This is a genomic window from Acidovorax sp. GW835-FHT14G06 (genome assembly GCF_058793595.1).
Window position 1 is genome coordinate 155,307 of record NZ_JBXAGA010000001.1, and the last position, 21,996, is coordinate 177,302.

General features: G+C 64.9%; 16 protein-coding genes. 9 read left to right on the forward strand and 7 right to left on the reverse strand.

The window, feature by feature from the left end; genetic code table 11:
• Nucleotides 1-96: 96 nt before the first annotated feature.
• On the reverse strand, nt 97-2,994 hold the full coding sequence (locus AC1Q64_RS00690) for an EAL domain-containing protein (protein WP_492250094.1): 2,898 nt from the start codon (nt 2,992-2,994) through the stop codon (nt 97-99).
• 188 nt (nt 2,995-3,182) lie between these two features.
• Here AC1Q64_RS00690 and AC1Q64_RS00695 point away from each other — a divergent pair, with 188 nt between their 5' ends.
• Nucleotides 3,183-3,557 carry a PilZ domain-containing protein gene (locus AC1Q64_RS00695; protein WP_291435280.1) on the forward strand — a complete coding sequence of 125 codons (375 nt, stop codon included), beginning with the start codon at nt 3,183-3,185 and terminating at the stop codon, nt 3,555-3,557.
• Nucleotides 3,558-3,588: 31 nt separating this feature from the next.
• On the opposite strand, the gene AC1Q64_RS00700 is transcribed toward AC1Q64_RS00695, so the two are convergent.
• Nucleotides 3,589-5,274, reverse strand: coding sequence for a long-chain fatty acid--CoA ligase (locus AC1Q64_RS00700; protein ID WP_492250095.1), 1,686 nt, complete (start codon nt 5,272-5,274; stop codon nt 3,589-3,591).
• A gap of 175 nt (nt 5,275-5,449) precedes the next feature.
• Nucleotides 5,450-9,583, reverse strand: a complete 4,134-nt coding sequence (gene hrpA / locus AC1Q64_RS00705) for an ATP-dependent RNA helicase HrpA (protein ID WP_492250096.1) — start codon at nt 9,581-9,583, stop codon at nt 5,450-5,452.
• 359 nt (nt 9,584-9,942) lie between these two features.
• On the opposite strand from hrpA, the gene AC1Q64_RS00710 reads away from it, so the two are divergent.
• The 4 genes from AC1Q64_RS00710 to argA all read left to right on the forward strand — a co-directional run bounded on the left by AC1Q64_RS00710 (nt 9,943) and on the right by argA (nt 14,242).
• Nucleotides 9,943-10,188 carry a hypothetical protein gene (locus AC1Q64_RS00710; protein WP_492250097.1) on the forward strand — a complete coding sequence of 82 codons (246 nt, stop codon included), beginning with the start codon at nt 9,943-9,945 and terminating at the stop codon, nt 10,186-10,188.
• A gap of 1 nt (nt 10,189) precedes the next feature.
• A complete protein-coding gene (locus tag AC1Q64_RS00715) occupies nt 10,190-12,283 on the forward strand; it encodes an ATP-binding protein (RefSeq protein WP_492250098.1) in 2,094 nt (697 codons plus the stop codon).
• Nucleotides 12,284-12,311: 28 nt separating this feature from the next.
• Nucleotides 12,312-12,809, forward strand: coding sequence for a hypothetical protein (locus tag AC1Q64_RS00720; protein ID WP_291437546.1), 498 nt, complete (start codon nt 12,312-12,314; stop codon nt 12,807-12,809).
• An 86-nt stretch (nt 12,810-12,895) separates the two neighbouring features.
• Complete coding sequence (gene argA, locus AC1Q64_RS00725) at nt 12,896-14,242, forward strand: amino-acid N-acetyltransferase (protein WP_492250099.1); 1,347 nt, start codon at nt 12,896-12,898, stop codon at nt 14,240-14,242.
• On the opposite strand, the gene blaACA is transcribed toward argA, so the two are convergent.
• The gene (blaACA, locus tag AC1Q64_RS00730; protein ID WP_492250100.1) at nt 14,239-15,159 is read right to left on the reverse strand and encodes an ACA family class A beta-lactamase; all 921 of its coding nucleotides are present in this window, start codon (nt 15,157-15,159) and stop codon (nt 14,239-14,241) included. The two genes, argA and blaACA, sit on opposite strands and share 4 nt — an antisense overlap.
• A gap of 107 nt (nt 15,160-15,266) precedes the next feature.
• On the opposite strand from blaACA, the gene AC1Q64_RS00735 reads away from it, so the two are divergent.
• Nucleotides 15,267-16,163 carry a LysR substrate-binding domain-containing protein gene (locus AC1Q64_RS00735; protein WP_492250101.1) on the forward strand — a complete coding sequence of 299 codons (897 nt, stop codon included), beginning with the start codon at nt 15,267-15,269 and terminating at the stop codon, nt 16,161-16,163.
• An 88-nt stretch (nt 16,164-16,251) separates the two neighbouring features.
• Here AC1Q64_RS00735 and AC1Q64_RS00740 read toward each other — a convergent pair whose 3' ends face one another.
• The gene (locus AC1Q64_RS00740) at nt 16,252-17,880 is read right to left on the reverse strand and encodes an HD domain-containing phosphohydrolase (RefSeq protein ID WP_492250102.1); all 1,629 of its coding nucleotides are present in this window, start codon (nt 17,878-17,880) and stop codon (nt 16,252-16,254) included.
• A 91-nt stretch (nt 17,881-17,971) separates the two neighbouring features.
• On the opposite strand from AC1Q64_RS00740, the gene trhO reads away from it, so the two are divergent.
• The 3 genes from trhO to AC1Q64_RS00755 all read left to right on the forward strand — a co-directional run bounded on the left by trhO (nt 17,972) and on the right by AC1Q64_RS00755 (nt 20,047).
• Nucleotides 17,972-18,973, forward strand: a complete 1,002-nt coding sequence (gene trhO, locus AC1Q64_RS00745) for an oxygen-dependent tRNA uridine(34) hydroxylase TrhO (RefSeq protein ID WP_291437539.1) — start codon at nt 17,972-17,974, stop codon at nt 18,971-18,973.
• Nucleotides 18,970-19,641, forward strand: coding sequence for a glutathione S-transferase (locus AC1Q64_RS00750; protein WP_492250103.1), 672 nt, complete (start codon nt 18,970-18,972; stop codon nt 19,639-19,641). Before trhO ends, AC1Q64_RS00750 begins: the two co-directional genes overlap by 4 nt.
• A 187-nt stretch (nt 19,642-19,828) precedes the next feature.
• Complete coding sequence (locus tag AC1Q64_RS00755; protein ID WP_291437536.1) at nt 19,829-20,047, forward strand: hypothetical protein; 219 nt, start codon at nt 19,829-19,831, stop codon at nt 20,045-20,047.
• 134 nt (nt 20,048-20,181) lie between these two features.
• Here AC1Q64_RS00755 and AC1Q64_RS00760 read toward each other — a convergent pair whose 3' ends face one another.
• Nucleotides 20,182-20,718, reverse strand: a complete 537-nt coding sequence (locus AC1Q64_RS00760) for a disulfide bond formation protein B (RefSeq protein WP_492250318.1) — start codon at nt 20,716-20,718, stop codon at nt 20,182-20,184.
• A gap of 150 nt (nt 20,719-20,868) precedes the next feature.
• Nucleotides 20,869-21,996 (reverse strand): sulfate/molybdate ABC transporter ATP-binding protein, encoded by a 1,128-nt coding sequence (locus tag AC1Q64_RS00765; RefSeq protein WP_492250104.1) that lies wholly within the window; start codon nt 21,994-21,996, stop codon nt 20,869-20,871.

Here is a 21,996-nt window from a genome sequence, read left to right on the forward strand (position 1 = left end):
ACAAATTGTCAGCCAATGGCGACAGTTGTCGGCTGCAGATGAGGTGGCGCAAAGCTGTGGACGTCCCGGCCCAGGCGCCGCGACCATGAAAAGGCGCTATGACGCCGCCGCACTGGCGGCCGCCGGCAACAGCGCCTCAGCCGGCCCCGGGCGCCCGAACAGGTAGCCTTGCCACATGTAGCACCCCAGCCCGGCCAGCATGTCGCGCTGCTCCTGGGTTTCAACCCCCTCGGCGATCACTCCCAGGTCCAGGCTATGCGCCAGGGTGACGATGGTGCGGGCGATGCTGGCGTCGTTGGCATCGGTGAGCAGGTCGCGCACAAAGCTCTGGTCGATCTTGAGCTGGTCCAGTGGCAAGCGTTTGAGGTAGCTCAGGCTCGAATATCCCGTGCCAAAGTCGTCCAGCGAGAAGCCCAGGCCCGATGCACGCAGGGTGTCCATGCGCTGTATGGTGTCCTCCACATCGTCCAGCAGCAGGGTCTCGGTCAACTCCAGCTTCAGCCGGTGCGGGTTGGCGCCGGTTTCTTCCAGCAGGCCCAGCACGTCATCCACAAAATGGCTGTGGCGGAACTGCCGTGCACTCACGTTCACCGCCAGGGTCCAGTGGGCGGTCTGCGGGTCGCGGGCCCACTCCACCAGTTGCAGACAGGCGGTGCGCAAAATCCACACGCCCAGCGGCACGATGAGGCCCGAGGCCTCTGCCACCGGAATGAACTCGGCCGGCGATACCAACCCGCGCTGCGGGTGCTGCCAGCGCACCAATGCCTCGGCGCCCACAATGCCTTGCTGCTGGTGGATCTGTGCCTGGTAGTGCAGCAAGAACTGCCCTTCGCGCAGCCCCTCGCGCAAACCCGCCTCCAGCAACGTGCGCGCCGTCACATTGGCCTGGGTGCGCGGATCAAAGAACCGCAGGGTGTTGCGACCAGCCCCCTTGGCCTGGTACATGGCCATGTCGCCGTGCTTGAGTAGTTCATCCACCGAGCCGCGCGCATCGGCATACAGCGCGATGCCGATGCTGCAGGAGCTGTGGTGTGCATGGCCTTCAAGTTGATAGCTCTGGCTGAGTGCTTGCAGCACCGTTCGCCCTACCGTCTCGGCCTGCGCGGCCGCTTCGTGCACCTGCGGGCTGAGCCCTTCCAGCAACACCACAAATTCGTCCCCACCCAGGCGTGCGACGGTGTCCCCCATGCGTATGCAGCCCCCCAGGCGCGCGGCCACCTGGCGCAGCAACTGGTCGCCCAGCTCGTGGCCCTGGGTGTCGTTCAGGTCCTTGAAGTTGTCCAGATCCACAAACAGCAACGCGCCGCCCGCGCCCGAGCGCGCACTGGCGGCCAGGCTGTGCTGCAGGCGGTCATTCATCAGCCGGCGATTGGGCAGCCCCGTGAGCGGGTCATAGAAAGCCAACAGCCTGATCTCTTCCTCGGCCGCCTTGCGGCTGGAGATATCCGTCTGCGTGCCAACGTAATGGGTGATCTCGCCGCGCGGCGAACGCACGGTGGTGATGGTGATCCAGGCCGGGTATTCGGTGCCGTCTTTGCGCCGGTTCCATACCTCGCCCTGCCACATGCCGGTGGAGCGCAAGGTGTTTTTCATGACCGCGTAAAAAGACGCATCCTGGCGGCCCGAGTGCAGCAGGCGCGGCGTCTGCCCCACCAGCTCGTCAACCGTGTAGCCAGTCAGCCGCGCATAGGCCTGGTTGGCCTTGAGGATGCGCTGGTCCGGCCCTGTGACGATCATGCCCTCGAACGACTCAAACACCGTAGCCGCAATCTGCAGCGACTCTTCAGCCTTGCGGCGCTCGGTGATGTCGGTCGAGATGCCGCATAGCGCATAAATGCTGCCATCTGCGTGGCGCAGGGGTATCTTGATCGACAGGAACGCGCGGGTCTCGCCCGTTGCGGCGGGCGTGTTCACCTCCTCTGCCTCCAGCGTCTCGCCCTCCTCCAGCACCCGCCGGTCATTGGCTCGCAGCCGTTGCGCCGTGGCCGTATCGAAAAACGCAGCGTCGTCATGGCCCAGCACCTCGTGCGCAGGCCTGCCGAAATAATGCAGCGTATGGTGGTTGGCGTACTGGTAACGGTAGTCCTTGCCCTTGATGTAGATAAACGCCCCCACACTGTCCAAAATGGTGGCGAGCTTTTGCTCGCTGTCCTGCAGGTGGCGCGTACGCTCTTGCACCTGGCGACGCAGGATCGCAACCAGCAACGCCGCCAGCAAGCTGAATGCCACCAGGCCCGCAAGCCCTCGCCACACCCAGGGAGAAATCTGTACTCCAGGGTCCTGCCCACCCCAATGGCGCATCACTTGGGCATAGGCAGGGTCGGCGCCACTGCGCCAGTCTTCGACGGATCGGTCAATGGCAGCCAGCACGTCGGCATTGCGCCCGGGGCCGGTCGCAAAGAACAGCGCAGCGGGCTGGAACACGATGCCCGTGTCCACCACGCCATAGCGGGCCGAATGAAAATTGCCGAACAGGTGGTTGGAGATGACCGCATCGGCTTCACCCCGCTGCACCATGGCAAACGCATCTATCAGGCTGGGCGCATCCAACAAGGTCACCTGAATGCCAAAGCTGTCCACCATGTTCAAGAACGTGGACCGCTGCACGGACCCCTTGAGTACCGCTACCCGCTTGCCTTGGAGGTCAAACAACGAGTAGATGTGCGCGTTCGATGCCCTGTAAATCTGCGACCAGCTGTGCAGCACTGGCAGGCGGTGAAAGTCGTACAGAATCTCGCGCTCTGGCGACCGGGCCACATCGGGCATCAGGTCGAGCTGGCCCTGGCGCAGCGCATCCAGGCAGTCCTGCCAGCTGCAGGGCACGTATTTGATGGTCCACTGCTCACGCGCAGCCACCAGTTGCAGCAGGTCCACAAAAATACCTGCAGCCTTGCCATCGGCATCCACAAACACCTTGGGCTCGTTGGAGTACACACCCACCCGCAGCTCGCGTGGGGCCGCAGCAATGCTGGCGCTGGCCGTCAAGACTGCCACCCACACAATGCCTTGCAAGCATGCCGCCCAAAGGCGCGCCGGCCAGTTCACGCCAGGTTTCACATCGGACCCCACAGGTGATGGTGGGCCCATGTTAACGAATGCTTGCAAAAACCTCCAAAGGTTAACTGCCGCGCTCCGGTTGGGTTAGCATGCGCCTATCCCCCCGCTTCGCCCAGGAGACAGCGATGCCCCATGAACGCCGCCACTTCGTCCGCGTCGGTTTTGATGCACCGGCCCTGCTGACCACCTCCACCGATGCGTTCAGCGTGCACGTGCTGGATCTGTCGCTCAAGGGCGCTTTGATCATGGTGCCCGCGCAGGCCGCGCTGGATCAAGGCACGTTGTGCCAGCTGACCATTCCCCTGGCCGACACGGGCAACCACATCGCCATGTCCACCGAGGTGGCCCACGTGCAAGGCCTGCACACCGGGCTGCTGTGCAAGGGTATCGACCTGGACAGCGTCACCCACCTGCGCCGCCTGATCGAGCTTCAGCTGGGCGACCCCGCCCTGCTGGAGCGGGACCTGGGCGAACTGACAATGGCCAGCTCGGCACACTAATCACCGCTGCAGCCCGGTCGAGACGGACCTGTCACTGCGCTTCCTGCTCCTGCAGCGCGCGCCACATCACCTTGCCGCTGCCACTCTTGGGGAGCGCGCTCACAAATTGCACGATGCGCGGCACCTTGTACACCGCCATGTTTTCGCGGCACCAGTCGATGATCTGCTGATCGGTCGTGTCCTTGTGGGTGGCGCGCAGCACCACTACCGCCTTCACAGTTTCGCCCCGGTAGCTGTCCTTGGCGGCGATGATGCAGGCCTCCTGGATGGCGGGGTGGCGGAACATCAGCGCCTCCACCTCGGCAGGCCAGACCTTGAAGCCACTCGCGTTGATCATGCGCTTGAGCCGGTCGGTCAAAAAGAAATAGCCGTCCTCGTCCATGCGGCCCAGGTCTCCCGAGCGGAAGAAGCGCTTGCCCTCGAACTCGATGAAGGCCGAGGCCGTGGCATCGGGCCGCTTCCAGTAGCCCTCGAACACTTCAGGGCCATGGATGATGATCTCGCCCTGCTCTCCCACGGGCAGCTCCTGCAGCGTGTCGGGGTCAATCACACGCGCATCCGTGCTCATGAACGGAATGCCCAGGCACTGCTGCTTGGGGTGGTCCGGCGGGTTGGAGTGCGACGGCGCCGCCGTTTCGGTCAGACCATAGCCCTCGGCATAACGCAGGCCATATTGCTCCAGCAGGCGCTGCGCCACTGCCTGCGGCATGGCTGCGCCGCCGCCGCCGATGTAGGCCAGGCTGGACAGGTCATAGCTGGCAAAGTTGGGACTGCCCAGCAGGTCGATGACCATGGTGGGAATGTTGGTCCAGGTGGTGACCTGGTAGCGCGATATCAGGCGCCCCGCCAGGTCGCGATCCCACCGGGGCATGATGACCAGCGTGGCTCCGCAGTAGATGGCTGTGTGCATCACGCTCACCATGCCGGTGATATGGAACATGGGCACCACCGCCAGTGTGACGTTGTCGGCCGACCCATTGCCCCACAGCGCACCCGCCACTGCGTTGTGCATGATGCTTTTGTGCAGGTGCATGCAGCCCTTGGGCAGCCCCGTGGTGCCGCTGGTGTAGGGCAGCAGCGCCAGGTCGGCGGGGCCTACCGACAGGGCGGGTGGCGCATCCGCACAGGCCAAAGCATCCGCCCAGGCGTAGGCCTGACCTCCGTCCATCGCAGGCAGCGGGTGGCGCGTGCCCAGCCAGTCCATCCAGGTCTCGGGCGGCGCGTCGATGCCGGTCACGTTCACATCGAATGCATCTGAAAACTGCGTGACCACCAGGTGCGCCAGGCGCTCGCCAGGGGCCAACGCATTGCTGGCCTTGGCCATCTCGGGGGCCAAGTCACCCGTGGTGATCGCCACCTTGGTGTCGGGGTCGGTGATGTAGTGCTTGAGCTCCTCGGCCCGGTTCATGGGGTTGACCGGTACCACCACCGCATTGGCCCGCAGGATCGCAAAGTGCGCCATCACGAGTTGCGGGCAGTTCTGCATGCACAGCACCACGCGGTCGCCCCGCTGCACACCCAGTTGCGCCAGCCGCGCGGCCAGGCGCTCCGCGCCTTCCATCAGCTGCCGGTAGCTGGTCGTGGCCCCAAAAAAGACTAGCGCCGCCTTGTCGGGGTAACGGCGCGCATTGATGGCCAGGTTGTCCCACAGCGAGGTGGCAGGCAGCGTGATGGCATGGGGAAGGCGGCGGGGCCAGAACTTGTGGTGAGGGCGCATGGGGCAGACAGACTCCTTGTGCCCTCCAGCCTAGATGGCCCACCAAAGCCAAGCAAGGGGGATGCCCCCATGATCGTCGCCCATGTGACGCGTGGTGGCCTGCCTGGGGCTGGGTCATCTGGTCCAGCACCCCATAACGATCCGAGCTGATTCAAGCTGATCCGCGCTGATTTGCTCAGCTCTGTATCTGCGCCCACAACTTGTCCAGCCGCTTCACGCTCACCGGCTGCGGCGTACGCAGCTCTTGCGCGAAGAAGCTCACGCGCAGTTCCTCCAGCAGCCAGCGCAGCTCTTGCATGCGCGCATCCACCGCCCCCTTGCGCTCGGCGACCAGGCGCCAGTAACGTTGCTCTTGCGGGCGAAGTTCGGCCAGCTTGGCGGCGTCGCGGGCGGGGTCGGCGCGGTATTTATCGAGCCGCAGGGTGATGGCCTTGAGGTAGCGGGCGTAGTGGGCCAGTTGCGCCCAGGGGGCCACGGCGAAGAAGTTCTTGGGCACCAGGCGCTGCAGTTGCTGCAGGGCGTCCGCTGTCGCGTCGGGCGCGTTCTTGGTGTCTTTGATCTTGCGCGCGGCGGCCGCGTATTCGGTGAGGATGGTGGCGGCCAGGCGCGCGACCTCGTTGGCTATCAGCGTGAGGCGGCCCCGGCCCTCTTCCACGCGGCGCTTGAAGGCATATTCGTCGGTGGGCAGCGGGTCGAGCAAAAAGGCGCGGTCCAGCGCCACGTCGATGATCTGGATGCGCAGCTCTTCCTGCGTGCCCAGGGGCATGTAAGCCACGGCCATCTTCTGCAGGTCGGGGATGTTCTTTTCGAGGTACTTGAGCGCGTCCTTGATCTGCAGCGCAAACAGACGGCGTAGGCCCGCGCGGTGTTTGGCGGCGGCCACCTCGGGTTCGTCGAATACTTCAATGGTCACGGCATCGCCGCCGTCGATGAGGGCCGGAAAGCCGATCAGCGTCTGACCGGCCTTCCTGATCTCCATGAGTTCGGGCAGCTCGCCGAATGTCCAGGTGGTGTAGCGCTGGCCTGCAGGGGTGGAGGGAGCCGCGGGTGTGGAGTGCGCGGCGCTGGCTGACTTGGCCGCTGGGCCTGGGCTATTTGCTCCTGGTTTGATAGCACTCTGGGCATGATTCTCCGCCGCTTGCGGCGCTTTTTGCTTCAAATCCGCAGTGTCGGCGGCTGTACCGCCCAATTTGAGCCCCGCCAGCGCCTGGAAGGCACCGCGCGCCTTGGCGCCCCACTCGGCCTTGAGTGCGCCCAGGTTGCGGCCGTGGCCGAGCTGGCGGCCGTGCTCATCCACCACGCGGAAGTTCATGAACAAATGCGGGCTGAGCATGTCGAGCTTGAAGTCGGCGCGCTTCACGTCGAGCGAGGTTTCGTCGCGCACCTGCTTGAGCAGCACATCGGTCAGGCTGCCCGTGCCAAAGCGTTCGGGTGCGCCGAGCAGCTCGGCCAGGCGTGTGGCGCTGTCGGGCAGCGGCACAAAGCGGCTGCGCGGGCGCTGCGGCAGGCTTTTAAGCAGCGCCTGGATCTTGTCCTTGAGCATGCCAGGCACCAGCCACTCGCAGCGCTCGTCGCTCACCTGGTTGAGCACAAAGAGCGGGATGGTCACGGTGATGCCGTCGCGCGCATCGCCGGGCTCGTGCAGGTAGCTGGCAGCGCAGTCCACCCCGCCCAGGCGCACCGTTTTGGGAAAAGCGTTGGTGGTGATGCCCGCGGCCTCGTGGCGCATCAGCTCTTCGCGGGTGAGCTTCAGCAAGTCGGGCTGCTTCTTGGACTCCTCGCGGTACCAGGCTTCAAAGCTGTGGCCGCTGCAGACATCGGGCGGCAGCTGCTGGTCGTAGAAGGCGTAGATGAGTTCCTCGTCCACCAGCACATCCTGCCGGCGGGATTTGTGCTCCAGCTCTTCCACCTTGGCAATGAGCTTCTGGTTGGCGGTCAGAAACGGCAGCTTGGTCTCCCAGTTGCCACCCACCAGCGCCTCACGGATGAACACCTCGCGCGCGGCGTGCGGGTCTACCTTGCCAAAATTCACGCGGCGGTTGTTGTAGACCACGATGCCGTAGAGCGTGGCGCGCTCCAGCGCGATGACCTCGGCAGACTTTTTCTCCCAGTGCGGGTCGAGCAATTGCTTGCGCAGCACATGCCCGCCAATCTGCTCCAGCCACTGCGGCTCGATGGCCGCAATGCCCCGGCCAAACAGGCGCGTGGTTTCCACCAGTTCCGACGCTACGATCCAGCGGCCCGGCTTCTTGTTCAGATGCGCGCCGGGGTGTTTGTAGAACTTGATGCCGCGCGCGCCCAGGTACCAATCTTCCTCGTCGCTCTTGGCGCCCACGTTGCCCAGCAAACCAGCCAGCATGGACAAGTGCAGCTGCTCATAGCTGGCGGGCTGGGTGTTGATTTGCCACTTGTGCTCGGTGACCACCGTGAGCAGTTGGGTGTGGATGTCGCGCCACTCCCGCAGGCGGCGGATGCTGATGAAGTTCTGGCGCAGCAGCTGCTCGTACTGGCGGTTGCTGAGCTTGTGGGTGGCGGCGGGGGCGGGTGCGGTGGCGGTAGCACTGGGCGGCGCCTCCACAGGGCTTCTGCCGCTGCTACGCTGCGCCACAGGCAAGAAGGCCTGCGACGGCGCTTTCTGCGCGGCCATGGCCTTTTGGGCACGGGCTGATGGCAGGCTGGGCGCCCCGCCCCGGGCCTCGTTGATCCACTTCCACAGCTTGAGGTAGCCGCTGAACTCGCTCTTGTCGTCGTCGAACTTGGCATGCGCCTGGTCGGCCTGCTGCTGCGCCTCCATGGGGCGGTCGCGCACGTCCTGCACGCTCAGTGCGCTGGCGATGATGAGCACCTCGTCCAGCGCCTTGCGGTCGCGCGCCTCGATGATCATGCGGCCCACGCGGGGGTCCAGCGGCAGGCGCGAAAGCTCCACGCCCATGGGGGTCAGCTCGTTGGCGTCGTCTACCGCGCCCAGCTCGGCCAGCAGCTGGTAGCCGTCGGCAATCGCGCGGCCCGAAGGCGCCTCGATGAAGGGGAACTGCGTGACGTCGCCCAGGTGCAGCGACTTCATGCGCAGGATGACGCCTGCGAGCGAGCTGCGCAAAATTTCGGGATCGGTAAAACGCGGGCGGCCATTGAAACCCGCCTCGTCGTACAGGCGGATGCAGATGCCGTTGGCCACACGCCCGCAGCGGCCTGCGCGCTGGTTGGCCGCCGCCTGGCTGACGGGCTCGACCAGCAGCTGCTCCACCTTGCTTCTAAAACTGTAGCGCTTGACGCGCGCTGTACCTGCGTCAATGACGTATCGGACGCCCGGCACCGTGAGCGAGGTTTCGGCCACGTTGGTGGCCAGCACGATGCGGCGGCCCGTGTGGCCGTCGAAGATGCGGTCCTGCTCCGCCTGACTCAGGCGCGCGAACAGCGGCAGCACCTCGGCATTGCGCATCACCGGCTGGTGCGACAGGTGCTTGCGCAGGTGGTCGGCGGCCTCGCGGATCTCGCGCTCGCCGGGCAAGAAGACCAGGATATCGCCCGCCGCATTTCCCTGCCACAGCTCATCCACACCATCGGCAATGGCCTCGTTCAGACCATATTCGCGGCTTTCTTCAAACGGGCGGTAGCGCTGCTCCACCGGAAAGGTACGGCCAGACACCATGATGACCGGAGCCGGGCCCTTGGCGCTTTCAAAGTGTTTGGCAAACCGGTCCGCATCAATCGTGGCCGACGTGACGATGACCTTCAGGTCCGGCCGGCGCGGCAGGATCTGGCGGATGTAGCCCAGCAGGAAGTCGATGTTGAGGCTGCGTTCGTGCGCCTCGTCAATGATGATGGTGTCGTAGTTTTTGAGCAGCGGGTCGGTCTGCGTCTCGGCCAGCAAGATGCCATCGGTCATCAGTTTGACGGAGGCATCGCGCGAGAGGCGGTCCTGGAACCGCACCTTGAAGCCCACCACGTCGCCCAGCGGCGTGTTCAGCTCTTCGGCAATGCGCTTGGCCACGCTGCTGGCCGCAATGCGGCGTGGCTGGGTGTGGCCAATCAGCTGCCCTTTCTGTCCCGGCTTGGCATTGCACTTGCCACGGCCCAGCGCCAGCGCAATCTTGGGCAGCTGGGTGGTCTTGCCCGACCCCGTTTCACCGCACACGATGATCACCTGGTGCTTGGTGATGGCCTCCATGATCTCGTCGCGCTTGCCCGACACCGGCAACGACTCGGGGAACGTGATGCGCAGCGGCGCTGGCGGCGCGGCGGGTGCAGGTACGGGTGCTGGAGCAGGAACGCGGGACGACGCAGGCAAACGCGGATCAGAAGAAGACATAGGCCCGCATTATCGATAGCAGCACCCTGCCCCCTGCGCTGCATCTGTGCTTTTGGCACGACATTTCGCTGCGTTTTCAGCGCTTTTCGTTGCCAAAGCCCGCCAGCGCCGCCAAAATCGCGCCCATTCTTCGCAAGCCCCTGTTCAGCGCCACCCTCGGCGCACGGCCCGAACGAACCCCTGGAGGTCCCCGACATGTCTGCCCTTTACGCCGCACCCGTCTGACCACAGTCCACCGCCCCGGCTGGACTGTGCACACACAGTTCAGCCATGGCAAATGCACCCGCGCACTCTTTCACGTGCTCCGCAAGCCCTGGCTCCATCGCCGGGGTTTTTTGTTTGTGGAGTACGTGCACACCATGAGTGCCAAAAAACTGTCTCGGGCCTTCGCCCAGGGTGAAATCAAGAAGCTGCGTCGCATGAAGCAGCCCCTGGTGCTGAAGCTCGAAGCCTCGGGCCCGCCCCGAAACCCTGTGGCCGCAGCGCTGGCCCAACGCAACCTGTCCAGCGCGGCAGGCAAGCACATCCGAACCCGTGGGGCCCAGCGCCGTGCGGACAACGTCGCCCTGCGCAAGGCGATCCAGAGCCCCTTTTTGAACGATTGACATGAATCCATTCAACAACCCACTGCCGCCACACCAGCGGCATCCCACCCCGCACCCGGCGCTGACCGGTGCGCCGACGCACGCGGCACACCCAGCACCCGTGCGTGCCCAAGCAGTCGGGTCTGCCACTGTACTCGCCAGCAGCGAAGAGCTGGCCCAGCGCCAGCAGGCCTTGGCCAACGCGGCATTGCAACTGAAGGCTGAGCTGTTCGGCATCGACGACGTGATCGACCGCGTGATCAATGCCATCCGCGCCTGGTACGTGCTGCCGCAGCTCATCACCCGGCCGGTCATCGTCTGCCTGTGGGGCCTGACCGGCACGGGCAAGACGCAGCTCACGCGGCGGCTGGCCCAGCTGCTGGGCTTTTACGACCGGTTTGTGGAAGTGCAGATGGACGGCTTCAGCCACGGCGCGAGCTACCGCAGCTCGTCCATCTCGGGCATGCTGGGCGACTCGGGCATTCACGAAGGCATGCCGGGCATCCTGGTGCTGGACGAGTTCCAGCGGTTTCGCACGGTGGACACCAAGGGCGCCGACGTGAAGGTGGAGCGCTACCAGGACGTGTGGACGCTGCTGTCCGACGGGCGCCTGCCACCCGCGTTGAGCGCACTGTCCAACATCGAGCGCAAGCTGGCCGATGCGCACTACGAGGCTGAGCGCGCCGAAGATGGCGACGACGATCGCGCAGGCAAGAAGCCCTACCGCTTTCAACTGGACGCCTGGGATGCGCAAGAACTCAAGCGCATGCTGAAGCTGCAGGAGCCGCTGTCCGCCATCATGCAGTGGCCGCCCGCCAAGGTGCAGGCGCTATTTGCCAGCTTTCAGCAGTCCAGCCAGGCGTGGGAGACCGACTACAGCAAGCTGCTTGTGTTTGTGTGCGGCAATCTCGACGAGATGTACCACGAGACCGCACAGCGTGTGGAAGACTGCGACACCGATGCCGACATCTTTCACCGCCTGACGCGCAAGCTGTCGCTCATCGATGTGAAAAAGGCGCTGGGCGATCGCTTCAAGCCCGAGCAGATCGCGCGGCTGGGCAATGAACATGTGGTCTACCCGTCGTTCAGCAAGGCGACGTATGAGCGCCTCATCCATAACCTGTGCACACGCTATGTGGACGACATCGCCGCGCAATGCGGCGTGAGGTTTGCCATCGGGCAGGATGTGCTGAGCGAGCTGTATGCCAACTCGGTGTTTCCTGCGCAGGGCACGCGGCCACTGTTCTCATCGGTGCATGCGATCCTGAGCGCCAACCTGGTCAACGCGGCGTTGTGGGTGGTGCAGGAGCAGCTCTCAATGGACCAGGAGTTCGCCATTCACCTGGCGCCCGACAAGCGCCACCTGCTGGTGTCGGGCGAGGGGCCGGAGGGCGCAGTGCAGGCCGCGTTTGCGGTGACGCTGGAGCTGAACCGGCTCAAGCAACGTGCCAATGCAGACTTTCGGGCCCTGCTGGCGGTGCACGAGGCAGGCCACGGCCTGGCGTACTGCGTGTTGTTCGGCCACGCTCCGCAAGAGGTGAAGATCAACATTGCCTCGTTCGAGGGCGGCTACAACAGCTTCTCCAGCCTCAAGGCCACTACGCGCCAGAACGCGCTCGACATGATGTGCGTAGGCCTGGCAGGCCGCGTGGCAGAGGAGCTGGTGTTTGGCGAAATGGCCTGCACCACCGGGGCCGAGCAGGACTTCAAGCAGGTGACGGCCGAGGCAGCGCGCTACATCCGCCACCATGGCTTTGGCGCGCGGCTGGCCCGCACCGATGTCACCGTGGAGATGGACAACCATGTCAACACCGACATCGGCCCGAGCAACGAGGCCATCGAGGCGCTGATGCAGCAGCAATACCAGCGCGCCCAGGCGCTGCTGACCACGCACCACGAGGCACTGGGGCGCACGGTGGACGCCTTGCTGGAACACGGCACCATCGCCCCTGCGGAGATGGTCGCGCTGCTCCAGGGCTGCGGCATTGCGCTGGCGCCCCCCTCGGATGCCGCAGGCACCCTGCCCGAAGAAGGCCTCGTGCTGGAGCCCTTTGGTGCCAAACTCAGCGCGTTTCGCGCGCGCTGGGCAGTATCCGCAGCGCCCCAGCTGGCGTAACCCCCAGCACGAAGGACCAAGGATCAACATGGCCAGCGGGTTTTCCGAGTTCGGTGACGGGCTGCACTACGCCGAGCACATCTCGGTGCCGATGCGCCTCTTTGTGGGCGCCATTGCGCTGGGCATGTTCCTGATTCCTGTTCCCTTTGTGATGCACGCCACGGCCCGGACCCCGTGGCTGCACCTGCTGTTGGCCGCCGCGTGTGTGATGGCGGCCTGCGCCATGGGCGCGCTGTTTTTGGCGATTGCTCTGGGGCGGGTGCTGACGCTACATTTCGACCCGGCCAGGCGCCAGGTGCGGCGCACCTCGCGCTGGCCGCTGGTGGGCCGCACTGTGCACATTGCGTTTGATCGCTTTGCACCACCAGAGGTGGTGGAACGCACCTCTGAAGACGGCCCCTACCATGTGCTGCGCCTGACAGTGCATGGCGAGCGCCCCATGCACCTGGGCGGGTTTGACCGGCGGGAAGATGCCGAACGCTGGCGCAGCCGCATCGCGGCGCTGTTCGTCGGTCACCCTGGCTGAGCGTGCAAATCCCTGCACCCGGTCGCTAAGGACACTTATCATTCGCTCCTCGCGCATTACCACCACTGCCCCACACACCCTCCTCCATGTCCGCCGTCTTCAATTTCACCTTCGTCCCCTGGTTCCGCTCGGTGGCGCCCTACATCCACAAGTTCCGCAACCAGACGTTTGTGATCGGGCTGACGGGTGAGGCGATTGCAGCCGGCAAGCTGCACAGCATTGCGCAAGACCTGGCACTGATCCAGGCCATGGGCGTGAAGATCGTGCTGGTGCACGGTTTTCGCCCGCAGGTGAACGAGCAGCTGGCAGCCAAGGGGCATGCGGCCAAGTATTCGCATGGCATCCGCATCACTGACTCTGTGGCGCTCGATTGCGCGCAGGAGGCCGCCGGGCAGCTGCGTTATGAGATCGAGGCCGCGTTCAGCCAGGGCCTGCCCAACACGCCGATGGCGGGCGCCACGGTGCGCGTGATCTCGGGCAACTTCCTCACGGCGCGCCCCGTGGGCATTGTGGATGGGGTGGATTTTCAGCACTCGGGCCTGGTGCGCAAGGTGGACGTGGCCGGCATTCAGCGCACGCTGGACATGGGCGCACTGGTGCTGCTGTCGCCGTTTGGCTTCTCGCCCACGGGCGAGGCCTTCAACCTGAGCATGGAAGAAGTGGCCACCAGCGTGGCCATCGAGCTGCGGGCCGACAAGCTGATCTTTCTCACCGAGGTGCAGGGCATCCGCACGTCGCCCACCGAGCCCGAGAGCGACGACAACCCCATCGACACCGAGCTGCCGCTGGCCGCCGCGCAAGCCCTGCTGGCCCAGCTGCCGCCTGCACAGCAGCCCACCGACACGGGCTTTTACCTGCAGCACTGCGTGAAGGCCTGCAAGGCGGGGGTGGAGCGCAGCCACATCCTGCCGTTTGCGGTGGATGGCTCGCTGCTGCTGGAGGTCTATGTGCACGACGGCATCGGCACCATGGTCATCGACGAAAAGCTCGAAGAGCTGCGCGAGGCCACGATTGACGATGTGGGCGGCATCCTGCAGCTGATCGAGCCCTTCGAGAAGGACGGCACGCTGGTCAAACGCGACCGCACCGAGATCGAGCGCGACATCGCCACCTACACCATCATTGAGCACGACGGCGTGATCTTTGGCTGCGCGGCGCTCTACCCCTACCCCGAGGCCAAGACCGCCGAGATGGCCGCGGTGACGGTATCGCCCCAAAGCCAGGGCACGGGCGACGGCGAAAAGCTGCTCAAGCGCATCGAGCAGCGCGCGCGCCTGCTGGGGCTGGACAGCATCTTCGTGCTGACCACCCGCACCATGCACTGGTTCATCAAGCGCGGCTTCTCGCCCGTGGACCCGGACTGGCTGCCCGACGCACGCAAGCGCAAGTACAACTGGGACCGCAAGAGCCAGGTGCTGGTCAAGAAGCTCTAAGAACGGGTGAACGTCTCACGCGCCGCCGCCACGGCCCGCGCCACCTGCGCAATCGCCGCGTCCCGCTGCTCGCCTGACCCCGTGGAGCGCGTGAGGTAACAGGTCACCAGCACCGGCGCGCCGCCGTCCTGCGGCCACAACACGCCAATGTCGTTGGCCGTGCCGCTGTCACCCGCCGTGCCCGTCTTGTCGCCCACCTTCCAGCCCGGCACACCGGCGCGCAGGCGCTTATCGCCCGTGCTCGTCTCCACCAGCCAGCGCTGCAGCCAGGCGCGGGACGTGGGGCTGAGCGTATTGCCCAGCACCAGTTTGTGCATGGTCTGCAGCATGGCCAGCGGCATGGTGGTGTCGCGCGGGTCGCCCACGGCTGCCTCATTCAGCGTGGGCTCGGTGCGGTCCAACCGCGTGACCTCGTCACCCAGCGAACGCACGAACGCGGTGAACCCGGCCGGGCCGCCGTGGCGCGCCATGAGCACGTTGGCGGCGGTGTTGTCGCTCAGGCTGACGGTGGCCGCGCACAGCTCACCCACCGTCAGCCCACCGCCATCGCCCGCGCGCGGGCCGCTGACGGGCGAGTAGGCCACCACGTCATTGCTGGCATAGCGCACCCGGTTGTCGAGGTGCTCCTTGCCGTGGTCCACCAGTGCCAGCATCCAGCCTGCCAACACCAGCTTGAAGGTACTGGCCATCGCAAAACGCTCATCCTGTCGCCAGCCCAACGCCAGGCCCGAACCGGTATCGAGCATGGCTACCCCCAGGCGGCCCTGGGCGTCCCGCTCGATACCGGCCAGCGCCTCGTTCCACTGACGGGCAGCAGCGTGTTGGCGGTCCGACACCCGGCTTGTGCCTGCGCACCCCCACAGCGGCAGGGCTGCTGCAGCGGCGATAAACCCCAAGGAAAACTGTCGTCTTTGCATGGAAAAATTCGAAGAAAGTTCAGTGAAGGTCTGAACAATAAGGGGGCTTTGCTGAAAGCACCATCGACCATAATTGCGATCAAACCCCAGAAAAACTTTTGCCTGCCATGCACCTGCCGCTCAACGCCCTGCGCGCCTTTGAGGCAGCTGCACGCCACCTGAACCTCACGCGCGCAGCACAGGAGCTGCACGTGACCCAGACCGCCGTGAGCCAGCACATCCGCAAGCTGGAGGACAGGCTGGGCAAACCGCTGTTCCGGCGCCTGCCACGCGGCCTGGCGCTGACAGACGAAGGCCAGGCCCTGCTGCCGGTGGTTGTGGAATCGTTTGGCAACCTGCAGCGCGCACTGGAGAAGCTGGGCGACACCCGGCCACGCGAGGTGCTGACCGTGGGCGCCGTGGGCACGTTTGCGGTGGGCTGGCTGCTGCCCCGGCTGCGCGACTTTCAGCAGGCCTGCCCCTTTGTGGACCTGCGCCTGCTCACGCACAACAACCGGGTGGACATGGCGGGCGAAGGGCTGGACTACGCCATTCGCTTTGGCGACGGCGCCTGGCACGGCACGCAGGCCGACCGCATCATGGATGCACCCATGTCCGTGATGTGCTCGCCCGCCTTGGCCCACGGCGTGCGCACAGCGGCCGACCTGGTGCGCCAGCCTTTGCTGCGCAGCTATCGCACCGACGAATGGACGGCCTGGTTCGAGGCCGCAGGAGCGCCCTGCCCCGTGGTGCGCGGCGCGGTGTTCGACTCGTCCCTGACGCTGGCCGAAGCCGCAGCGCAAGGTGCAGGCATGGCCTTGTTGCCGGTCAAGATGTTCATGCGCGAACTACAGCAAGGCCGTCTGGTGCAGCCCTTTGCACAAGAGCTGCACCGGGGCGCCTACTGGCTGACCCGGTTGCAATCGCGCACCACCACAGGGGCCATGACTGCGTTCCGGGACTGGCTGATGTCGCAGGCCAGCGTCACGGCAGGTGCGAGTGCAGAGGCTGAAGAAATTGGATGATTTTGATCGGAAGCGCTACTGAATCATGCGTCAGAAGCTATCAATAGCATAGCATGCGCACATCGTGATGCAATGGGGTGCGGCGGTGTCAAAACCCCATCGCCGGCACCTCCACCCCGTCCACCTGCCCCGCATCCAGAAACTGCTGGCCGTAGCGCAGGTACACCCCTTCGCGCACAAACACCTCGAACAGGTCGGGATCGATGTGCCCGTTGTCCCGCATCTTGCACATGATGGCGAGCGCCTGCGACAGGGTCATGCCGCTTTTGTAGGGCCGGTCTGCGGCCGTCAGCGCCTCAAAGATGTCGGCAATGCCCATCATGCGGGCTTGCAGCGACATCTGGTCGCGCGTAAGGCCACGCGGGTAACCCTTGCCGTCCATGCGTTCGTGGTGGCCGCCAGCATACTCAGGCACGTTCTTGAGGTGGCGCGGCCAGGGCAGCGTCTCCAGCATCTTGATGGTGGCGACGATGTGGTAGTTGATGGTGTCGCGCTCGGCCTGGTTCAGAGTGCCGGACCGGATGGTGAGGTTCTCGACCTCCTCGGCCGTCAAAAAGCTCGTCTGCACACCCTGCGGGTTGCGCCAGTGGCGCATGGCGGCGATATCGCGCACGCGCTGCTGGTCCTCCGGGCGCATGGCCTCGGTGCCGGTGTTGCTGCGACGCAGAAACTCGCGGTCTTCCTCGAGCGCATGGATCTCGTGCTGCAGTGCCTGCAGCTCCTGGCCTTCAACCCGCGCGTCCACCACCGGACGCAGCGCCAGCTGGCGGCGCAGCGCGGCCAGTTCGGCATCGCGCTTGAGCACCTCAAACCGCGTATCCACCAGGCCGATACGGTCGTAGATGGTCTGCAGCTTGGTGGCCTTGTCCACCACGTGCACAGGCGTGGTGATCTTGCCACAGTCGTGCAGCAGGCCCGCCATCTTGAGCTCGTAGCGGTCACGGTCGCTCATCTTGAACGCTGCCAACGGCCCCTCGCGGGTGGCATCCACGGCCTCGGCCAGCATCATCGTGAGGGCGGGCACGCGCTGGCAGTGGCCGCCGGTGTAGGGCGACTTTTCATCGATGGCCAGATTGATCAGGTTCACGAAAGACTCGAACAGGCGCTCCAGCTGCGTGATGAGCAACCGGTTGGTCAGCGCAATGGCCGCCTGCGAGGCCAGCGACTCGGCCAGGCTCTGGTCGGCTTGCGAGAAGGTGATCACATCCCCCGTCTCGGGGTCGCGCGCGTTGATCAGCTGCAACACGCCGATGAGTTCGAGGTCGTGGTTCTTCATCGGCACCGTCAGGAACGACTGCGACCGGTAGCCCGTGCGCACGTCAAACGCGCGCGTGCCAGAAAAATCAAACCCCGCTGCGCTGTACGCGTCAGCAATGTTCACCGTACGGTCATGGATGGCAGAGTGAGCCGCCACCAGCGAATCATTGGGCGCCCCGTCAGCATTGCGCAGCGGCAGCACAGGCAGGTCGATGGGCTTGCCCGTAGTTCCCCCCAGGCTGATGCCCAGCGAATCCGTGCGCAATATCTCGAACTTGAGTGCTGATCGGTCCTCCGTCACGCTGTAGAGCGTGCCCCCGTCGGCACCGGTGATGGTCTTGGCGGCCTCAAGGATGTTCTCCAGCAGCCGGTCGATGTCCCGCTCGCGCGAGAGCGCGGCGCCGATGCCGTTGAGCTGCTCCAGCCGACGGAACAGATTGAGAGTGGATTCCTTGCTCATGCGACCACCTTGCAAGCAGCGTTGGTAACCCCGCATCGTAACGAAAGGTGACGGCTATCATCACCCTTCCTGTTTCAAAAACGCCCATTCCGTGGACTCGGTCACACCCCGCTTTCTCACCGCCGCGCTCTACCAGTTTGTGGACCTGCCGGACTTTGCCGCGCTGCGCGAGCCCCTGCAGTCCCTGTGCGATACGAACGGCGTGCGCGGCATGCTGCTGCTGGCGCCCGAGGGCATCAACGGCACCATCGCGGGCGAACCGCAGGGCGTCCACACCGTGCTGGCCTGGCTGCGCAGCGATGCGCGTTTCGCGGCCCTGCAGCACAAGGAGGCGCTGGCCGAGCGCATGCCGTTCTATCGCATGCGCGTGCGCCTCAAGCGCGAGATCGTCACCCTGGGCGTGCCGGGCCTGAACCCCGCCCGCAATGCGGGCACCTATGTCAAGCCCGAGGACTGGAACACTCTCATCGACGACCCCGGCGTGGTCGTGGTGGACACGCGCAACGACTATGAGGTGGGCATCGGCACCTTCGAGCGTGCGATCAATCCGCACACCAAGAGTTTTGCGGAGTTTCCTGCCTGGGTGGCCGAGCAATCGCAGCCCGGCGGCGTGCTGGCCGACAAACCGCGTGTGGCCATGTTCTGCACCGGCGGTATCCGCTGCGAAAAATCCACCGCCTTCCTCAAGTCTCAAGGCTTTGACGAGGTGTACCACCTGGAAGGCGGCATCCTCAAGTACCTGGAAACCGTGCCCGAGAACTCCAGCCGCTGGCATGGCGACTGCTTCGTGTTCGACGAGCGCGTGTCCGTGGGCCATGGCCTCGCGCCGGGCCATCACCAGCTGTGCCGCTCCTGCCGCATGCCGCTGGGCGAAGCCGAGTTGCAATCACCGCACTACGTGCCCGGTGTGAGCTGCCCGTATTGCCACGGCACCCGCACACCCGAGCAGGAACGCGCCCTGGCCGAGCGCGAGCGGCAGATGCAGCTGGCACGGCAGCGGGGGCAAGAACACATCGGCGCGCAGCAACCTGGCCGCCCCGCACGCACTGTGGCCAGACACGCGGAGGACGACGGCGTGGATGGCACAACATGACCGCCCTGCCCGTCCTGTACTCGTTCCGCCGCTGCCCCTATGCCATGCGCGCCCGCCTGGCCCTGGCCGTGAGCGGCCAGGTTTGCGAACTGCGCGAGGTGGTGCTCAAAAGCAAGCCCCAGGGGTTGCTGCAGGCATCGCCCAAGGGCACGGTGCCCGTGCTGGTGTTGCCCAGCAGCCAGGTGCTGGAGCAGAGCCTGGACATCATGCTGTGGGCGCTGCGACAACACGACCCGGAAGGCTGGCTCACCCCCAGCCATGGCAGCCTGGAAGACATGCTCGCGCTGATTGCGGAATGCGATGGCCCGTTCAAGCAGACGCTGGACCGGTGCAAGTACCCCAGCAGATACCCGGACGCTGACATGGACGCGGAACGCGCCCAAGCCGTGGCCTGGTTGGTTGCGCTGGAGGCGCGTCTCTCACCAGATCAGCCTCACCTGTTCGGCACACACGCGGCCCTTGCCGACATGGCGATTGCTCCTTTTGTGCGGCAGTTTGCAGGCATTGATGCCGATTGGTGGACCACACAGCCGTGGCCTCACTTGCGAGCCTGGCTGGCGCAATGGCAGGCCAGTCCGCTGTTTGGCCAGGTGATGCCCAAACTGCCCGCATGGGTTGACGGTACGCAAGGTGTATCGTTCCCGCATGGCACCGCAATGCCAGACTGACGCTGCCGTCTGAGACCCGCTTGAGATTGGTGCTTTGGGTACCATCTCTTCTACAGAACACCACGCTCCGTGACGCTAGAGGTTGCCATGGAGCAACCCCTCTTCGCTTCATGCACAGCACAGCCTCCTCAGGGCTTTACCGCGCTGAGCCATCCCCAAGCCAACCCATCGACCCTGTAGCCCCTGCATGAAAATCATCGATGAAATGTTGAACCTGGACCTGCTCACCCACGAGCAGCACCTGCAAATCAGTGCATGGATCGCACGCTCCTCCTCGCCTGAAGAGATATTGCAAATGCCTGCGCCACTGTGGCAGGCCGTAGAACGCGCCAGCCAGACCATGGGCATCAACGAGGACCTTCTGCGTCCGCCATCGCTGGACGCAGGGGACGTGGTGCTTGGATAGCCAACCTTGTGCGCTTTCATGCAACCAGGTGGGACTGCGCTCGGAGCAGGAACACCGGCGCTGGCAGCCCTTCCCATAGCGAAAAAGGCGCTCCCTGGAGCGCCTTTTTCATGCAAGTCCATGCCTCACAGGCATCATGCCATCGAATAACCAGAGCCTCGCTTGTTGCCCCCCTTCAATGCCCGCACCAGCACAGCCAGCAGCACCAAGCCAAACCCCACAAAGCAGATGAACGACCAGTTGGCAATCGAGCCACCCAGGAAGGTCCAGTCGATCGCAGTGCAATCGCCCGAGCCCCGGAAGATCATGGGGATGGCGCGGCTGATGGGGTAGTTTTCGATCATGCCGTAGAAGTCGCGACCGCAGGTAGCGATCTCCGGCGGGTACCACTGCAGCCAGCTCTGACGAGCCGCCACAAAGGCGCCAAACCCGGCAGTGATCACGGCCAGCACCGCCCAGCTCATCCACCAGCCCCGATGGCCTCGCGCACTCGCCAGGGCCGTGAATACAGCAACACCAATGAGCGCATACCGCTGCACGATGCACATAGGGCAAGGCTCCAGGCCCACCACATGCTGCAGGTACATGCCAAACGCCAGCATCGCCACACAGGCCACGCTGATCAGCGCCAGCACGCGACGCGGGGCCTGATCAATCCAGTTCAACACCATCATCCTTATCCCTCATCCAACAGTAGCCGCCCAGGGCATTGCCCCTGAAACCGTCACAACCCAAACGCGCGGACGGCCAGCGAGGGCCGTCCCGCAGCAAGGGCCGTCGTCCACCCACAGGGGGAAGATGCGAAGCGGCTCAGAGGGAAGTCAAATTCCAGCGGCGTGATCCAGAAAAACGCGGGCGCGGCGCGGTGTCACCACCAGCGTTTCGCCCTCTTTGAAACCCATTTCCTTGAACTGCTGCGCAGGGATCTGCGCTTCGATCAGGGGGTCTGGGGACGCATCATTGTCCGCTGGTTTGTGATCACCCGAGGGAATAAGTTCCAGCCGCGCAATCGGCCCCACCACAATGGCGCGGCTCAGTTGGGCCACGATGCCACGGGGGCGGCCTTCGGCGTCCAGGCCCGCGCCCGGGGAGTAACGCTCCACGTCCAAGTCGTGCGGACGCACATAGGCAAAGGCCTTGGCGTTCTGCGCAGCCTGGTGCTCGGGCGAGTCGATCTGCATGCCATCCAGGTGCACCAGGCCCTCGTGAGCACGCCCATGGAACAGGTTCACATCGCCCAGGAAGCCATACACAAACGGGCTGGCGGGCTGGTCCCATACCTGCTGGGGCGAGCCACTCTGTTCGATGCGGCCCTGGTTGATCACCACCACACGGTCCGCCACTTCCAGGGCTTCTTCCTGGTCGTGGGTCACGAAGATCGAGGTGACATGCAATTCGTCGTGCAGGCGGCGCAGCCAGCGGCGCAGTTCCTTGCGCACCTTGGCGTCCAGCGCGCCGAAGGGCTCGTCGAGCAACAGCACCTTGGGCTCCACCGCAAGGGCACGGGCCAGCGCAATGCGCTGGCGCTGGCCGCCCGACAGCTGCGAGGGGTAGCGCTCGGCCAGCCAGTCCAGCTGCACCAGCTTGAGCAGGTCCATGACCTTTTTCTTGATCTGCGCCTCGCTCGGGCGCTCGCTGCGGGGCTTCACGCGCAGGCCGAAGGCCACGTTCTCGAACACCGTCATGTGGCGGAACAATGCGTAGTGCTGGAAAACGAAGCCCACGTTGCGTTCGCGCACATGCACGTCGGTGGTGTCTTCGCCGCTGAAGTGGATGGTGCCCACGTCGGCCGTCTCCAGGCCCGCGATGATGCGCAGCAGCGTGGTCTTGCCACAGCCCGAGGGGCCGAGCAGCGCAATGAGTTCGCCCGAGGCAATGTCCAGGCTCACATCGCGCAGGGCCTGGAAGGCTCCAAACTGCTTGCTGACGTTACGGATTTCGATGCTCAT

Excerpts from the sequence above, each read along its gene's own strand:
- AC1Q64_RS00740 (WP_492250102.1), bottom strand. The coding sequence starts at position 17,880 with ATGAGCAAGGAATCCACTCTCAATCTGTTCCGTCGGCTGGAGCAGCTC.
- AC1Q64_RS00700 (WP_492250095.1), bottom strand. The coding sequence starts at position 5,274 with ATGCGCCCTCACCACAAGTTCTGGCCCCGCCGCCTTCCCCATGCCATC.
- AC1Q64_RS00760 (WP_492250318.1), bottom strand. The coding sequence starts at position 20,718 with ATGGTGTTGAACTGGATTGATCAGGCCCCGCGTCGCGTGCTGGCGCTG.
- blaACA (WP_492250100.1), bottom strand. The coding sequence starts at position 15,159 with ATGCAAAGACGACAGTTTTCCTTGGGGTTTATCGCCGCTGCAGCAGCC.
- AC1Q64_RS00750 (WP_492250103.1), top strand. The coding sequence starts at position 18,970 with ATGACCGCCCTGCCCGTCCTGTACTCGTTCCGCCGCTGCCCCTATGCC.
- hrpA (WP_492250096.1), bottom strand. The coding sequence starts at position 9,583 with ATGTCTTCTTCTGATCCGCGTTTGCCTGCGTCGTCCCGCGTTCCTGCT.
- AC1Q64_RS00710 (WP_492250097.1), top strand. The coding sequence starts at position 9,943 with ATGAGTGCCAAAAAACTGTCTCGGGCCTTCGCCCAGGGTGAAATCAAG.
- argA (WP_492250099.1), top strand. The coding sequence starts at position 12,896 with ATGTCCGCCGTCTTCAATTTCACCTTCGTCCCCTGGTTCCGCTCGGTG.
- AC1Q64_RS00715 (WP_492250098.1), top strand. The coding sequence starts at position 10,190 with ATGAATCCATTCAACAACCCACTGCCGCCACACCAGCGGCATCCCACC.
- AC1Q64_RS00695 (WP_291435280.1), top strand. The coding sequence starts at position 3,183 with ATGCCCCATGAACGCCGCCACTTCGTCCGCGTCGGTTTTGATGCACCG.
- AC1Q64_RS00735 (WP_492250101.1), top strand. The coding sequence starts at position 15,267 with ATGCACCTGCCGCTCAACGCCCTGCGCGCCTTTGAGGCAGCTGCACGC.
- AC1Q64_RS00765 (WP_492250104.1), bottom strand. The coding sequence starts at position 21,996 with ATGAGCATCGAAATCCGTAACGTCAGCAAGCAGTTTGGAGCCTTCCAG.
- AC1Q64_RS00720 (WP_291437546.1), top strand. The coding sequence starts at position 12,312 with ATGGCCAGCGGGTTTTCCGAGTTCGGTGACGGGCTGCACTACGCCGAG.
- AC1Q64_RS00755 (WP_291437536.1), top strand. The coding sequence starts at position 19,829 with ATGAAAATCATCGATGAAATGTTGAACCTGGACCTGCTCACCCACGAG.